General features: G+C 34.2%; 9 protein-coding genes. 1 reads left to right on the top strand and 8 read right to left on the bottom strand.

The window, feature by feature from the left end; all coding sequences use genetic code 11:
* Positions 1 to 267 precede the first annotated feature (267 nt).
* Genes LXH21_RS13795 through LXH21_RS13785 form a run of 3 tightly spaced genes read right to left on the bottom strand, consistent with a single transcriptional unit; the run spans position 268 to position 3,817 of the window.
* Positions 268 to 1,755 carry a hypothetical protein gene (locus LXH21_RS13795; protein WP_239867015.1) on the bottom strand — a complete coding sequence of 496 codons (1,488 nt, stop codon included), beginning with the start codon at positions 1,753 to 1,755 and terminating at the stop codon, positions 268 to 270.
* A 36-nt stretch (positions 1,756 to 1,791) separates the two neighbouring features.
* The gene (locus tag LXH21_RS13790) at positions 1,792 to 3,591 is read right to left on the bottom strand and encodes a T9SS type A sorting domain-containing protein (protein WP_239867012.1); all 1,800 of its coding nucleotides are present in this window, start codon (positions 3,589 to 3,591) and stop codon (positions 1,792 to 1,794) included.
* 25 nt (positions 3,592 to 3,616) lie between these two features.
* On the bottom strand, positions 3,617 to 3,817 hold the full coding sequence (locus tag LXH21_RS13785; RefSeq protein WP_239867010.1) for a hypothetical protein: 201 nt from the start codon (positions 3,815 to 3,817) through the stop codon (positions 3,617 to 3,619).
* A 1,018-nt stretch (positions 3,818 to 4,835) separates the two neighbouring features.
* Here LXH21_RS13785 and LXH21_RS13780 point away from each other — a divergent pair.
* A complete protein-coding gene (locus LXH21_RS13780; RefSeq protein WP_239867007.1) occupies positions 4,836 to 6,881 on the top strand; it encodes a YHYH protein in 2,046 nt (681 codons plus the stop codon).
* A 320-nt stretch (positions 6,882 to 7,201) separates the two neighbouring features.
* On the opposite strand, the gene LXH21_RS13775 is transcribed toward LXH21_RS13780, so the two are convergent.
* From LXH21_RS13775 to LXH21_RS13755, 5 genes are all read right to left on the bottom strand, one after another.
* A complete protein-coding gene (locus LXH21_RS13775) occupies positions 7,202 to 8,473 on the bottom strand; it encodes a right-handed parallel beta-helix repeat-containing protein (RefSeq protein WP_239867004.1) in 1,272 nt (423 codons plus the stop codon).
* Between the two features lie 26 nt (positions 8,474 to 8,499).
* The gene (locus LXH21_RS13770) at positions 8,500 to 11,265 is read right to left on the bottom strand and encodes a TonB-dependent receptor (protein ID WP_239867001.1); all 2,766 of its coding nucleotides are present in this window, start codon (positions 11,263 to 11,265) and stop codon (positions 8,500 to 8,502) included.
* 492 nt (positions 11,266 to 11,757) lie between these two features.
* A complete protein-coding gene (locus LXH21_RS13765) occupies positions 11,758 to 13,836 on the bottom strand; it encodes a glycoside hydrolase domain-containing protein (protein WP_239866998.1) in 2,079 nt (692 codons plus the stop codon).
* A 3-nt stretch (positions 13,837 to 13,839) separates the two neighbouring features.
* On the bottom strand, positions 13,840 to 15,102 hold the full coding sequence (locus tag LXH21_RS13760) for a YdcF family protein (protein WP_239866995.1): 1,263 nt from the start codon (positions 15,100 to 15,102) through the stop codon (positions 13,840 to 13,842).
* Between the two features lie 54 nt (positions 15,103 to 15,156).
* Entirely contained in the window at positions 15,157 to 16,824 is a 1,668-nt protein-coding gene (locus LXH21_RS13755) for a RagB/SusD family nutrient uptake outer membrane protein (protein WP_239866992.1), read from the bottom strand.
* Positions 16,825 to 16,833 lie beyond the last annotated feature (9 nt).

The following is a 16,833-nucleotide window of genomic DNA, read 5'->3' as shown; positions in this document are numbered from 1 at the left end:
TAATCACAATTTTCGAATTTTAAGGAATTCCTAAAATAGTACGGTGAAGTTTATTTTAGAATAGAAAATACTAAAAATCGGTTCACCCACGAGTCGATTTCACATAAATCAGTATATCAAATCACCGAAGTTGTCACAGTTCTAAGATAGATTGAGCACTAACGCGTTGCAGTTGAATATTTAAACTTCAAATATACTGTCATCACAAAGCATTAAAAATGAGCTAAAATTGAAACAGCTCTAAAACTAAAACGTAGTTAAATTTAATTATTTCAAAGTCAATGTCATATTAGGAACAATTATATCACCAATAGACACTGAATAGCGCTGCGCATATACTTCTACATAATCATCAGGAGCTAATAAAACTGAAGCATTTAGAGGAAGTACTACGATGTCATTTGCTACTAAACCTCTACCATACACTTTATATTCGCTTAAAACCGAACCATTTTTAGCAATATAAATGATGTACGTTCCTGCCGCGGAAACCTGAAAAGATATAGATCCTGAAACTTGAAATATGCGTTGATTTTTCCCTTTGTAAATTAGTCTGTTTGCTATCGTAGAATTGCTGGCAAAACGAAATAAATTGGAATAAGTAGTACTGGTATTCATAGAACCTACTTTTTTTCTGGTAGTATTATCTGTAAAAGTAACACCGTCACCAGTTCCAACCTCGAAATCTACAGCAAATCCACCGGTGGCATTAGCGTCTCCCTCCTCTGGGATACCTGGTGAATTAACATTCCAATTATTATTAAAGTTATATCCTGGATAGGTACCCGTCGTATATGGGTTTACGTAGCCTGCACTATTTGTCCCTGTAAAAACTACAGATTCCAAAACACCATCCCCAACAGTCAATCCTGAGGCTGACACATCAAATCCTATTGAAGTTGCGTCAACCTTACTAAATCCTCCTTGTTTTTCAACTAATGAAAAAGTTCCAGTTAATTTTTCGTATGTTCCGCTATTATTTCCAAACCACCCCATATTACTTAATAAAAGTTGCGAAATATTATTATAGGTTATTCCATTTGTATTATTTGAAAATTGCACAATGCTGCAAAACACCAAACCAAAACCTGAAACAGACCCCACAGTATTGGAATTTGCTACAATACAGTCACGGAGAATTAAATTCTGAGTAGCAGTACCAGATAGATTAAATACCTTCCCCCCCGTCGCATTGAGAGTTACTGATTTAATGCTTCCCCCGGTAGCTCCGTCAAAAAGATTTCCAGACGCTCTTGAAATGATATCTTCATTCGTATCCAAACCCTGAATGTAAGCGTTATTAAGTTCAATTGGATAGTTAAAAGAAATGAGTCCATTTATTTCATACAGTGTACTGGGATCTAGTTCGTATTTCGATCCACCTCCAGCTGCTAACTCTGCAGCAAGAACCACAGAAAGGTCATCTGCCGCTTTAATTCTTTTAAAATTTTCACGAGCGGTTACCCCACTATTCACTGGCGTCCATTTTGTGGTAGAAAATAAATAATAGTAAAATAATTTCAAATCAGTATCGTATACCAATAGTCCATCTGCCGGAGAAGAAATTGCGTTTCTTTGCGCAGTTGTCATCCTTGGCGCAAGCATACCTTTATCTGTAGAGGTAATATCTAGAATTGAACTCGAATTAGGAGTTATTGTTCCAATTCCTATCTGCGCATGACCCGCGAAAAAGGTAAAAGTTAACAATAGTGTGAAATAGATTTTGGATTTTAAGTGAGTAGTTTTAATGTTCATGATTTCTACTGTTAGTTTGCGTTTATATTTTTGGTGCTAATTGTTAAATCTTGATATGATAATTTTTTGCGTACTTGTGTTATTATCCACAGAAGTTATTTTTACCATATACATTCCACTATTAAGCGTCGAAGTAGATAAAGAATAATGTGTAGCTGTACCCAAGCTTTTCTTGGCTAATACTGCTTTGCCTGATAAATCATATATTTTTAATAACTGCAAATCGGCTTCTTGCGGGTTGTGCACAACTAAATTATTATTCTTATTATCTTGTATAATGACTAACCCTTGAGAAATGGAATTTTCAGTTCCTAAAGTTGCTTGGTCGTCAAAGGTGATTTTAAAACGATCTTGGTAAACTCCTGCATCCAGATTTAATTGGTAATTGCCATTTTTTATATTATGATATGATTTTTCTACTGCATCATATAAATAAATTTGTTGGTTTGTATCAAAATTAACCACCTCGGGTATATAAAAATTAAAGCTTGCTGGCGCGTCCGCTGTAATGATAAGAGGTACAGACTTTGCAACATCAAAATTGATTCCTTCAATAACGTAGTTTTCGTTTCCTATATAAAAATGTACATCATTTGGTACTTTTAAATTGTAGTTGGGAGCATCAATTCCAAAATCAATTCCGTCGGTAGCCTCTGGACTAAAAACGAGAGCAAGCTGTCTTGTAACCTGATTATTAATGATTGCATTAATTTTAATATGCGATACCTCAGTTGATTCTTGTAGCGAACTGCTGCTCTTACTGGTTTTGGATATGGCTTTGACCTGCTTTTGAAACTGTGATAATGAGCCATATTCTTTGTAATAGCTACGATGTGAATTTTTAAATTTTACCGTTCCCGTTGTCAAAGAAGTAACAATAAATCCCTGACCAATAGGTGTATATTTCCTTTCTATAATAAGTCCAGAAGACAAGCCAACCATATTTAATGAACCATCAGAATTATAGGAATCGAAAGTTGCAGGAACATATACTCCATTCGACGCTAAATTTACCGGAGAATATGCTCCATATCCCCCACGATAGTCCTCTAAGTAATGGGAATCTGCCGTTCTATCTTGCTCCCAGAAATAAGCAACACCTCCAGTTAAATTATTGTCAGCATCTAGCAGAAAAGCATTAAGATGCAATGCTGAGGGATAAGGATTTCCTGTCAATAAAACACTGTTAGCATCTATATTTAATGTAATAGTACCATCATTAGGCTTGCCTCTAAAATCGTAACGTTGTGCACTTCCAGAATTGTTCGGTATTCCGTTCCCTTCAGGATCGATGAGATCTGTTCCGCTAGTTCCCTTCATAGTAAAACCTTCGCCTGTAATAATAGAGTTAGCGTCTCCAACAAAATTCCATCCTGAGTAACCTTGGTCGCTACTCAACTTATAAATCCATCTTGTAGCGATAGAAAGAGGATTAGAGAACCCATCATCAATAATTGAAGCCAATGCCACTGCTGGTGAAGAAGCTATTGCACTAGTAGGCTGATTTAAAAGTGTGATTCCAAAGTTTCCGTTCCCTACACTCAGGGCAGGTAAACCTACAGGTGAACACCAATAATTATAATCAAAGTTATCAGAATTTCCCTCTTGATAAACAGACAATTTGCCTATACCAGTATTAGAAGAAGATCCCGTACTTCCTTGTACCAACTGAGCATTATTTCTTAAATAAAAATTAGAATTACTATCTAGATTTACATACTGATTGACAAAGATGACTTCGTCTTTCACATACATAGACGCGTTGGGACTAAAGTAAATTTGCGACAAGCACTTCGTTGTTGCAAGCAGAATAATTATAAATATTGCTCTTTTCATTTCGAAATATTTTACATCTTTTATACTAATTTTTTTCAGCTTTTGTTTTATACATAAAAAATACTCCCAGTAGAATTCCACATCCAAATAGCCAAGGCAGCTCTGCATCAATAGGTAATGCTTTGGGCGGGTTACCCACCGGAGGCGGAAGCGTGGGCCCAGCGTAAACAGCATCAATATTTAAATTAATGAAGAGAATTAATGAAAACAGTTTAAGAAGTTTCATAATAGTCAGTTTACACATTCCTTTATTTATTCGAAACCTAGCTGGAGCGACACCACCATAAATTTGTGATAGTCCTAATTCTATTGTAGCTATAAATACTTTAGCGAGCTACTTTTAAACTCTATAATTATTATAAATCATAAATACATTAAAAACGTATAAAATAGTAAAAGCATCCCTAGTTTATACAACTTCGCTACAATAATTACTCTTTTTAATATTGAAAATCAGCACTTTAAATCGATAATTATTTTAGACATGTTAAGTTATGAAAAAATATTCACTCAGACGCCCTAATCACAAATACTTTAAAATAAAATCCTAATTTATTCTTAAAAACACGTTTAAATACAAAATAGAGTGCTGAAAAGCTATTAAATTAAAAATTAGCACCTCTATTCTTTCAAAATATATATTATTGTTTGAAAATGCAACTTTTTCTTATTTTCAAGATATCAAATCACAAAACAGACATGCAATTTATAGAGCGATATATTAGATTTTACCAGATACTATTTTGGAAGTAATTATAGAACTCGAACTTATGATGAACACAATCGTCCCTTTTCTTGTTTATTTCGAAAGTAAGATTTGCATACACGGGAGTATTGAACTTCTTAAATTTTTATATAATGACAGATCTTTTTTAGAAGCTATTCCTGCCTTTTATTACATTCTTATTTATAGACTTTGCTTTTCTATGGTATAAAAGGAGCTTCTTTTAGTCGCTCTTTTATACCTAGAAAACCAGCAGCCTCTTGCATAAGGAATTCCATTTCAGTCAGGGCTAGAGAAGTTGAATTTATAAAATTAATAATGGAATTACATTTCGATAAAAATCTATCAAAGAATAGTGAACCCAAGACGACACCAGCCTGAAATCAGATTAAAATCTAATCATTATAATTTGAAAGTACTAGAGATAACTGTACATTTATAAAAAGTTGCTCGACTCGTTGATTAAACCTTGATAGGATTCAGCAGTCAAAGAACTACTTCAATAAGCTAACAGAACAGTATGAAAAATATATTAAAGTTAACCCTAGCACTTATAACAGTTGCAGGATTCACAACAAACGGACTTGCCCAGGAGGATAATGATCATTTAACTGCGACCATAATCGGATCGGGATCGCCAAAACTGAATGCGGATCGATCAGGGCCTTCTGTATTGATTTCGTACCAAGACACTCAAATACTGGTCGATATGGGAAATGGCACACAAACCAATTTAGATAAAAATCATACTAAGATTAAAGATATTGATGGTTTACTATTTACACACCATCATTTGGATCACAACGAAGAGTTCGCTCCAATTTTTATTCAGTCGCTCCTTGGCGGGAATAAATTTACGATTGCAGGGCCAAAGCAAACTACCTTAATAACAGAGAATATTCTAGAAAGCTATCAAGAAGATATTGACTACAGACTATCAAAATCGGGAAGAAGTTTAAAAACTATCCAATCAAACTATACTGTAAACAACTTAACGGGAAACACTCCCTTTTACATTGGAAAAATCAAAATTACTTATGCAGCTGTAAATCATGCCATCGCTACCTTAGCATATCGCTTTGAAGTTGAAGGACAGTCAATCGTAGTTTCTGGAGATTTGACCTATTCTAAATCATTACCTATTTTGGCTCAAGGTGCAGATTATTTAATAATGGACTCCGGTGGAACCATTGAGTTGGGCAAAAACAGAAATGCATCCAAAAATAAAGGTAACGCAGGCTCCCAAAAAGGTAAAAATCAGACTCCTGAAAAAGCACACGTTAATTTGTCCGAAAGTTCATTAATGGCTAAAGAAGCAAATGTAAAAAATTTAGTCTTGACTCATTTTAATTTTACTAATATCGACGAAGAAGCAACAACTGCTGGATTAAGAGAAAACTACATTGGTACTATTTTGTATGCTAAAGACTTAATGGTTTTACCACTTCAAACTACTAAACAAGAACATAGCCATGATGGGGTAACGCATTCTCACAATAATGAAAATCTTCCTGAAATTTCGAATTCTAGTAAAGCAAAACTAGCTCTTCAAAACAAAGTTTCTATAACGGAAGACAAAAAAAATGATTTACGTATTATTAAGTCAAATGCAATACCGAATCACACCGTTGGACAATTTCCAACAAAAGGAAACCCAAATAAAATTTCAGAGCAGGATAAAGTATATGCCATTGATTTAACTCCAGAATTGGCGGCAGACAAAACCTTTGTGTACGATCAAGGAATTGATAGCGGAAAACCAAATTATGTCTTTGGTGTTGCTATAAATGGGGTAAAGTTCGAACCTTCTGCTAACGAATTTTTTAAAAACACCAAAACCAATCAGCCCAATTATGAATGGACCTTGGAACCATTGAGTGACGAAGTAAACTTAGGAGAAGATTACAACAATGCACACGTACAACCCAACGGTGAGTATCATTATCACGGAACACCAACGGGATTAGTCGCCGATTTCGATAAAAATAAAATGACTTTGGTAGGTTGGGCTGCAGACGGATTCCCAATGTACTACAAAATGGGCTACAAAGACCCAATGAATCCAAAGAGTGGTGTGGTTCAATTAAAATCAAGCTACACATTGAAAAAGGGAGAGCGACCAGGAGATGGAATTACGGCGCCGAATGGTAGCTATTCTGGTAAGTACGTGCGCGATTACGAGTATCAGAACAACTTCGGCGATTTAGATGCTTGTAACGGAAGAACAGGTGTCACTCCTGAATTCCCAAATGGAACTTATTACTATGTTGTTTCTGATGAATTTCCTTCGGCCAGCAGATGCTTTGTGGGAACACCAAGCGATGATTTTAAAATCGGAGGAGGAAAAAAACAACCACAGCAACCACAAGCAAAGAAAGCAGAACCAGCAAATTCTACTACCACACCGCCAAATTATTCATCGATACTTGAAAAAATGGATACTGATAAGGATGGCAAAATCTCAAAATCGGAAGCTAAAGGCAATCTGAAGGAAAATTTTGAAAAAAGAGATAGTAACAAAGATGGTTACATCTCTGCGGATGAAATGAGCAAAGGTAGAAGATAAGGAATTGTTCCAAAACAGTCTAGATAAAATAAAAAGAGCAGCAATAAACAAATGTTTACTGCTGCTCTTTTTATTATAAATCTAACTACCAGACTAGCTGTGTAAACCTAACTCTTGAATGCAATTATATAATTATTTCTAATTAATATCTCTGCTGCTCATGCGTTTTTCCTCGTTTGCTTTTACAATCTTGTCATTCAGTTTGATCAAACGATCCATTTGCTTGCGTTGTACTTTATATTTTATATAGTGAAAATATAAAGAAGCCTATAGTTAGAAATAATTTTTTTAATCACTTTATAATGAGAATTAAATTGTTTTTATTTGATTACGTCATAAGCACCTATAAAAGTACTTGGAGCTGGTGACGAATATGCCAACCCATTACTAAAAGTAATGGGATCATTGAAATGTCTCGTAAATGTGGTTGTTCCTTTACCAAGTGCAGTAGAATTTGATTTTAAATGAAAATCCCAAGAGGTATTAAAATCAGAGCTACTTACAGGATTGTTAAGTGGGTAATTAACAAAACTTGGGTCATTTTGGCCAGCAGTTGTACCTCTTATCTCGCTTGTTCCGCCAATAACATCGGTAGAGGGTTGAAATTGATTTACTGTTGTCTGATCATATCCATAATAATAATTATGACTATAAGAAGAGCGAGCATCTTCTAAGAGTTTCGTATCTCTCTTAATACCAAAGCGGGTATTGGCAAATAAATTATTATGTATGTGTGCTATTACAGCATTTTCGACCCAAACAGATCCCCCTTTAGCAGTTGGTCTACGCCATCCTGTGTTAACAAATGTATTATTGTAAGCCACAATATCGGCTTGTGGAGTTCTAACACCTGCATTAGATAATTTAAACGCATTTGTATTAGCACTATAGACCAGATTATAAGCTGCGTCAACTAAACAACCTGATTTGAAATTCATCGCTTCACCACCCGAAACTCCAGTAGTATAGAACATATTATTTGAAAAAATAATATTTCCTCCTTCAATATATGTACAGTCTTCCTGAAAATTTCTAATAATAGAGTTGGTTACGACCAGCTTTCCATTTACGTTAGAAAACCATAAAGCAGGTAAATTTTCGCCAGCTACAGCCTTGTATAATCCTAATTTTACCGACGAAGAGGCGTCTGAAGTTGTACTTCCTCCATATTCTAAAATAGTGTGATCCAAAATGAGTTCGGCACAAGTTTTAGCGGCTAAAATTCCACCCCATTTTTTACCAAATTTATTCTCTTCTGTTCTGTCTATTTCTTGTATTGTAAATTTTACAGGATTATCGACTGTTCCTAACGAGTATAGATTCCCTTTTACAATAAATTCGGTTTTTGCCAAAGGATCCATAATTACGGTAACTCCTTCTTCAATGGTTAGCGATTTTCCTTCTGGAATGATCACATCACCCGTAATATTGTGTGTAGTTCCTTTTTCCCAAACTCCTGAGATTTCACCTGAAGATGCTCCAGCATCTACACTAGTATCCACATTACTATTAGCGCTTTCGCAGCCTCCAGCACTCATTACAACTATTCCTAATATAAGAGCAACGCTAAGATTTTTAAAGATTGTTTTCATCTGTATAATTTTTTTATATTTATAAACTAATATTTGTAACGTAAACCTATAAGATAACTTTGACCATAATAATCGTCTCTTATCAATGTTCTTCCGTTGTTTTCTAAATTATTCTCGGCAATATTAGAATTTGCTACATTTGTGCCTTTTATAAATAATCTGTTTGGAGTATTCAAGAGATTGTTTGCTTTTACATAAATGCTAAAGTGCGTTTTAAATTGTTTTTCAATCGAAGCATCCATTTGTATAAATCCTTTTTGCCATAAATCATTATTTACAAATTGGGAAACCGTATTGATGCGAGGACCGGTATAAGCTCCAGAGAGTTGAGCATCCCAGCCTTTTTTACTATCTTTAAACAACACAGAGAGATTTCCTATATGAGCACTTTGACCATACAGTGCTCTAGTTTGCATTACTGATATTTTTTGCAGATTTCCGTCCGTATCTAAAATTTTCTTGTCCTTAGGTGTGGTAATCTTAGAGTCAGTATAAGTATAGTTCACTTTAAAACCAATCTTGTTAAAAAAAGTGATGTAATCCAGTTCTATTCCAAAGTTTTTTGCTGTACCAAAATTGCCGGGGCTATAGTAGGTATCTTGTCCACGAGTGGCATCGGCCAGAAAAGTATATTCAATAGGGTCTTTTATGTTTTTATAAAAAGTACCTAAAAATAGTTGAGAACCCGCTTTTGGAAAAAACTCATATCTAAAGTCGAAATTATCAGCAACTGCAGGTTTTAAATCTGGATTACCTCTTTCTTGATATTCTTCATTAACCACTTTACTTGGAACAATTTCGTAAAAACCTGGTCGATTTATCGAGCGGAAATACGAAGCATGCAATTGCTGTTTATTATTTAGAAAATATTTAAAAGTTAAGCTAGGTAAGGTGTAAGTATAAATTTGGTTTCCTGTTGGACGAAGTTCACCAGCTGGAAAAAGGAGATTATATCCTTGGTTTGTGTTTTCTATGCGAACACCTCCTATAACTTGCCATTTTTCTGTTTTAAAATTAAACATTCCATAACCCGCAGCTGTTTTTTCAGTTGCGTCGTAAGTCAAAGAATTACTTACTGCCCCTGTTGGGTTACTTACGACTAAGTCTAGTTGAGAGTAATCGGTAAAATCGACGCCATAAACTGCATTCGGATTTGTTGGTGCCAATGTATAATTATTGTAAAAGCTGCTTCGTTGCTTATCTCTGTACAAACCTCCTGCCGAAATATCAATTTTACTGCCTAATAAAGGTAAGGTATATGTTAGATCCAAATAGCCCGCTAAATCCTCATCGGTATTACGTTCCCAACGATGAGTAATTGGGTTAATTGCTAGTTTTGTACGGGTGCTTACATAATTGTTCATCTCACCATTCACATTAATATTGGTATTGTCTGGCACTTCATTGCTGGCAAAAGAATATGCTGTCGACCAATGAATTTTAAATTTATCATTCAGTAAAGCATTATTTCCCTGTAAAGTGTTGTTATAAATTTGCTGCTTTGTAAAACGTGTACGTGTGGCGTAAACCAGTTTTGCATCGCCAGTTTCTGGGTGATATTCAGAACTATAATCGGTAGTAAGAGTATTTCTCGTCTGAATATTATCAAGATTTAAGAATACACTGTACAAACTGATTTTGTTAGAGGGATTGAATTGGTAATCGACTTTTCCCTGTACACCATATCTTTTTTGCTGCTCTGAATATTCGCGGTAACTTTTGTTAACAATACTAGCGTATTCATCTGTACCAACGAGCTGGGTGTTGTAAAGTGTAGAGTTGCTTCCTCTATAAGAATTTTGAAAACTTCCCGCAAGCAGCGCACCAAATTTGTTGTCAAAAAATCGTTTTCCCAATGAAACGTTTGCTATTAAATTGGGCGCTGGATTCTTATAAGTATATGCTAATGTTCCTTTTGGGAAATCTTGAGAAGTAGCTTGATAGCTTTTACCATTTAACTCATAAGGAGATTTTTTGTTAATATCACTGTAACCATAACCCATAAATTTCCTGTCGAAAAAAATCTGGTTATAACCCTGAGAAAAATTAACACTGAATAGTGGCTTAGAAGCTGGCGCATCTTTCATTACCATATTTACGACACCTCCTATAGCGTCACCCTCCATATTTGGAGTTAATGTTTTATACACTTCTAATCGGTCTAGTAAATCAGAAGGAAAAATATCCAAAGGAACGTAACGATATTTATTATCAGGACTAGGAATTTTAACACCATTTATAAGCGTGTAATTGTATCGTTTGTCCATTCCTCTAATAATGGCGTATTGGCCATCTCCATTGCTATTTCTTTCTATAGACACACCCGAAACGCGCTGAATCACATTTGCTACCGTAAGATCTGGAGATATTTCTATTGCCTTGCCAGAAACGACATTGACCACTTGCATATTTTCCCTTTCTAATTTTCGAGCAGTATATTCATCACTGGATTTTCCTTTACCGTTTACAACTACTTCATTTAATAATTTATTTTCAGACTGCAAGTAAAATTTTAAATCTTGAGAATTTTTATCAGTTGTAACTTCTTTTGAAATGCTTAGAAAAGTATCATAACTAATTTTTAAAGAATAATTTCCAGAGGATAATTCATTTAGTTTAAAAGAACCATCCAACCCAGTAAGGGCGGTTTGATTACTATTCGATAACGAAACCAAAGCTCCAACCAATGGCTCTCCTGTCGCCGCATCATAAACATTACCTTTAATAGCTGCTGTTTGCGCAGACACTGTCATAATAAATGAGAGTGTAATAAGAAGTATAAATTTTTTCATATATGTAATTTTTGCGCAAATGTATAAGCAGAATGTTAAGCTAATATGACTGAATGTTTAAATAAATTGATCTACAAATTAATTTATTTGTAGCTACAATATTAAATAAGTTGAATAAGAGAAACCATATGATAAGGCCCACGTGATGAAACATACTTTATAAGATTGAACCTAGCAATGTCTAAAAAATACTCCTCTAACTATGAACCACTTACTATTCTTTTTTATAATATTCTTAGATCTCATTCATATGTTTTTAATAGCCACTTGGAAATACTATTTCATAGTTCACTTTTACTTGTATCGCAAAAGAAAATGAAATTTTTATTCTTCCGTCTCTAAATTTGTGAACAGATTTCGGTCTTTATTTTTGGTTATAGAAACTATTCAAAAAATCTGTATATAAAAAAACTGCTTAATGAAACAAGTGCTTCTTAAACAGTTTTTATCCAATTAATTTAAATACTATTTTATACAATAAATTATTTTCTTTTACTCTCTGAGAGTCGAAATCCATTGATTTTTTATTCCCCATTTTTTATTAGGTTCGGTTGAAGTTTTGATTAAAAGCTTCCCTCCTTCTTGAATTTCTTGTTGTGTCAACCAGTTTCTTTCTAATGATTTTCCATTCAACTTCACTGACTCAATATAGAAGTTATCTTTATTGTAGTTCTCCACTTCAATTAAAAATGATTTTCCATTGGTCCAATTTAATTGTACGGTTTCAAATATTGGTGCTGTCAAATAATAAATGGGATCACCAATATTTGCTGGAGACAATCCAATACTGCGCATGACGAACCAGGATGACATCGTTCCAGCATCATCATCCATAGTACGAATATAAGCTTGGGGTTCATTTTTATAGATTTTTCCGATATAACTATCTACACCTTTACTATTATCATTAAAGTAACTTTGAATAACAGGATCTAACAATAGATTACGATAAAGTTTTTGAGATTTCCATGGCTGTGAACTTGCATTGTACATTCCGGGTACTTGTAAATCAGGTTGATTGGCATGATTATAATAATCGCCTTCAAAAAACTGATCCAGTTGTGAAACAAAACTTGTATCACCTCCTGTCAATCCTATCAATCCTTTTAAATCAAAAGGTACGAACCAGCGGTATTGCCAAACAGTTCCTTGATACATTCCTCTGGCGGGCATAATGTCAAGATCTTTTTGTGACAAATCGGCAAAATCTTTTTTCCAGTACTTTCTATACTCTAATGCTTTATTAAGATACTTTTCATGTAATAATTGATCATTGGTACTCTTTAAAATTTCAGACAAAGCCCATGCATCATAGGAGGATTCTAATGCTTTATCGGGCGTATTATATTCCAATCGGTCGACTTCTGCAATCAAAGAATCTTTTATAGCATTAAAATCTACTGGATAACCCTTTTTATAACCATCCAATAAAACGACAATGGCATGTTCTGTTCTAACCGTTGGTGAAGGCTCATGATCAGTAGCCCAGTTTTTTTTACCGTATACATATAAATTGGCAATCGATTTTAAGATATAACTATATTTCTCTGGATAAATTAATGATAACATTGGCAATTGTTCTCTATAATTATCCCAAATTGCCCAACCATTATAGATAGAGTCTTTTGACTTTTGTATGGTTCCATCAATCGCAGCGTAATTACCGTCTGGTTCCGAAATTAAAAAAGGCGCTTGTAAACCTCGGTATAGTAGGGAATAAAATAAATCTTCACGTTCTTTTTCTCCTCCCACTTTTATTCTTCCTAACAATTTATTCCATTGCGAACTAGCCTCCATCGCTAAAATTTCAGATGTTACAGGCTCTATTCTGGCTTTTGCATATTCTTCATTTACAGATGAGAATCCTATTTTCACGATCATATCACTAGCTTTTTTAGCTCCTGTTATCATTACTTTATGATTCGAAAATTCTTTAATAGCAAGCACATTTGTTATTTCCATAGCAAAGTAGATACGGTAAACCCCTTTACTACAAGTCGTTTTTGTATCTACCCATCCAGAAATCATGTTACCAACTATTTGATGCTGCTCCTCTACAAATCGATTATCAAAAGCATAAGATAAATCAATATATAATCCAGCTGCTGCAGTAGGAAATGAATATTGATGTATGCCAAAATTATGTTTTACTTGCAAGGAAGCTTTTATGCCATTTTTAAAAGTCACACTATACTGCCCTGGTGACGCCTTTTCTGTTTCCTTCAGCAGGAATGTTCCGATAGTAGCATTAAGTATTGGTTTGACCAAAATATTCCCCCCTGTTCCTACGCAACCTACGCCCTCAATTCTAGTGTGCGTAAAGCCCAGAAACTCTTTTGCTAAATATTCATATCCAGCATGTATGTGAGGGTAAGTCTGCGGTCCTATACTCATCATATTAAAAGGTGAAGAAGCAGATGGAGACATTTGCCCATGATCCCCCGAGGTTCCTAGAAAAACATTTACCTTATCATCATAAGATTCTGTAGCACTATTATTCTCCTTTTGTGCGATAGCAGTCTGATTTCCAATCGTAATTATAAAAATCACATAAAAAATTACTTTTTTCATAGGTTAAGGGTCTAATGGATCAATAGGATTTTGATGTAATGAGGAAATATTAGGCAAAAATTCAACTGCTGTATTGGAAATTCTTTTTAATTTTTCTGCTGGCAAATACCCTAGCTCAGACATGCATCTTGCTGCAAACGAATCATTTCCTAAATAACTACTATGTATACTGTTCGTCACTACCAAAATTGGTTTGGTAATTGGAATTTGATTCAAAATTAATAAACGACTAGCATTTCTCAAATTGGTAGTAGTATGCCTAGCATGAGGTTCTATTAAAATATTTTCCTCCGGAATGTGATACACATTCATCAATTCTTTTTTCATTTCAATCGCCTCACAAAATGGAGCTCTAAAAGGATGTGCATATCCACCAGAAACTATAATAAAAGGGGCTTTGTGGGTTTTATATTCTAAGACTCCCAGTTGTAAATTCAGTTTCCCAATAGCAGATAACCGGTCGTTATAATTTTCGGGACCATTACCTAAAACTAAAATCGCACTATAGTCAAATTGGTTAAAGTCAATATTTTTTAAAGAAGTAATAGCCTTTTTATTCTCATTTTCAGCCAATGGTTCATAACGAGCTGCTTCATCTCTATGATTGAAGTATAATAATGACATACTAAAATCTAATGTTGTTTCGAAAAACAAATGACTTTCTCTACTTTTTTTATGTAGTAAAAAATCACTCCACATAAAAACGGCTCCTTTGTAGTAATCGGATTGAACATCGTAGGATACAGAATCTATTGCTGCATATTGTGGTTTTTCACCATTACCATAAATATTAACAATTCTATTAAGACTTGAGGCACAAATATCCCAAGCTTTATTTAAAAATATTGCATCAGAATATTTATTGAAATTTTCATATTTGCCTGATACTCGCAGATCATGGTTTACAAAATCTCTGAAAAACTGATGTTTTTGCAGCAAAAACTCTAATCTCTTAGCAATAGAAGTTAGATCTTCCTTTTCAAATTGATAAGAGGTAACTAAGTTTTCTACTGAATTGCTATTCCTCCTTAAATTTTGTTCAATATTTTCATGTTGTCGGTCATAAAAACCTTTTAATTCAGAATCATTTTCTAATAAAGATTTTACTTCAACATTATTTTGAATAGCAGTGAGCAGATAAAAATTTTTATCTTGAACAATTGATTTCGAAGAAGCTAGTTTATAATTAACATCAAACTGTTTCTTGACTTGAGCATTTAAGATCAAAGTCATAAAGAATATTAGTATTGGAATAATATTTTTCATTTATTATTTGAAATAGGAAAAGGGCAATTGACATTGCCCTTTTAAGTTTAAAATTTAATATCCACTATTTTGAGAGATTGTTCCCGGAGTAAATCCGTCAATATAACTTTGAGGGATTGGGTAGTATTCATTTTTATTTTTTATAAAAACAGCATTTGTTAGGTGACTTCTTTTTGCTTTTTCAATAGCAAAAAAGTTATTTATAACGACATCTGCTTCTCCCCAACGTACCAAATTGAAAAAGCGGTGGCCTTCCATAGCTAATTCTAATCTTGTTTCTAAATGTACTGCAGTTCTAGCTGCTTCTTGATTGGTCCACGGTGAATTATAAGTTTGAATTCTGTAGTTGGAAGCATCAGCAGACCCATCTAAAGTTTTTACGTATGCAGAATTAGCAGCACGTTGTCTTACTTGATTGACCAACCCCTTAGCTTCTTCTAATTTGCTCAATTCAACTGCTGCTTCAGCCCTCCATAAAATTACCTCGGCATAGCGAATGATGTAATAATTTAAAGCATTTACATATGGCCAAACTGTGAGGTAAAAAGGCGATTTTGCAGAAACGATTCGTTTTTTAGGTGAAAAAGCACCATAAGTTGCCAAATCCCTGGCCCAACTTTCGGAATATAGAATTCCTAAATCTTTATAAGGTATACCCGGACGCCCAACTGTTATGTCTAATCTAGGATCAACATTATCATTACTGCTAACATCAATATTATCTTCAAGAGGTAAACCATTAGTATCTGTTTTGAAAGCATTGACCAGATTTTGAGAAGGCCTATGAAAACCATATTGAGAATAAAAGGGTCCGCCTGGGGCAGTCAGTCGATCACCAATACTTCCGTTATAATTACTTGCTTGACCATCATTTATAGAATATTGCACTGCAAAAATAATTTCTTTACTGTTATCATTTTCTGGTAAGAAAACATTTTGAAAATCATCTAACAATCCATATTCACTTGTTACTACTTCTGTAGTAGCATCATAAGCTAATTGCCATTTTTTTTCGAAAACGTAACACTTTACCAGATAAGATTGAGCAGCTATCTTTGTCGGTCTACCTTTTTCAGTCTGAGTTAGCGGTAAATCTGCATAGGCTAGTTTAAAATCATCTTCAATTTTGGTCCATAATTCATCTGACGTAAAAATGGTATTTGCTTTGGCATAATCTGAAACTGTAACTGCTGTTTCATCTATGTAAGGAATTTGTTTGTATATTTTTTTCAATTCAAAATAATAATGTCCTCGCAAAAATCGTAACTCTGCAGTACGTTGCAACTTTAAAGCAGCATCAAAATCTGTTGAGGCATTCAGTAAACGCATAGCTTCATTACTACGCTTAACTCCTTCGTATAGCGCCATCCACTTTCGAACAATATCAATAGTAGTTGAGTTAGTATTAAAAATCTCCATTTGATGAATATTATTTTGATCTCCCGTTCCTCCCCCACCCTTATAGCAGTCGTCTGAGGTTACATCACCAAAACTCCAATTGGAATCTGGTGAATTATACGCATTTGAGGCACCATCAATTTGTCCGTTTAAAACACTGTAAGCGGAAATAATAGCTCGTTCAACGTTTTCGGGTTTAGTCATTTCTGAAGGACTTACTTCACCAAAAGTTTCCTCCTCTAAAAACTCATTAGAACAAGAACTTAACTGTATAGAAAGAACAATTAGAAATAATGATTTGATTATGTTTTTTATTAGTATCATTTTAAAAAA

The organism is Flavobacterium algicola (assembly GCF_022399565.1).
Classification (GTDB): Bacteria; Bacteroidota; Bacteroidia; order Flavobacteriales; family Flavobacteriaceae; genus Flavobacterium; species Flavobacterium algicola.
The sequence above is the reverse complement of the archived record's forward strand: the minus strand, read 5'-3'. Positions and strand labels throughout refer to the sequence as shown.

Coding starts and splice junctions, on each gene's coding strand:
- LXH21_RS13795 (WP_239867015.1), bottom strand. CDS start 1,755: ATGAACATTAAAACTACTCACTTAAAATCCAAAATCTATTTCACACTA.
- LXH21_RS13790 (WP_239867012.1), bottom strand. CDS start 3,591: ATGAAAAGAGCAATATTTATAATTATTCTGCTTGCAACAACGAAGTGC.
- LXH21_RS13785 (WP_239867010.1), bottom strand. CDS start 3,817: ATGAAACTTCTTAAACTGTTTTCATTAATTCTCTTCATTAATTTAAAT.
- LXH21_RS13780 (WP_239867007.1), top strand. CDS start 4,836: ATGAAAAATATATTAAAGTTAACCCTAGCACTTATAACAGTTGCAGGA.
- LXH21_RS13775 (WP_239867004.1), bottom strand. CDS start 8,473: ATGAAAACAATCTTTAAAAATCTTAGCGTTGCTCTTATATTAGGAATA.
- LXH21_RS13770 (WP_239867001.1), bottom strand. CDS start 11,265: ATGAAAAAATTTATACTTCTTATTACACTCTCATTTATTATGACAGTG.
- LXH21_RS13765 (WP_239866998.1), bottom strand. CDS start 13,836: ATGAAAAAAGTAATTTTTTATGTGATTTTTATAATTACGATTGGAAAT.
- LXH21_RS13760 (WP_239866995.1), bottom strand. CDS start 15,102: ATGAAAAATATTATTCCAATACTAATATTCTTTATGACTTTGATCTTA.
- LXH21_RS13755 (WP_239866992.1), bottom strand. CDS start 16,824: ATGATACTAATAAAAAACATAATCAAATCATTATTTCTAATTGTTCTT.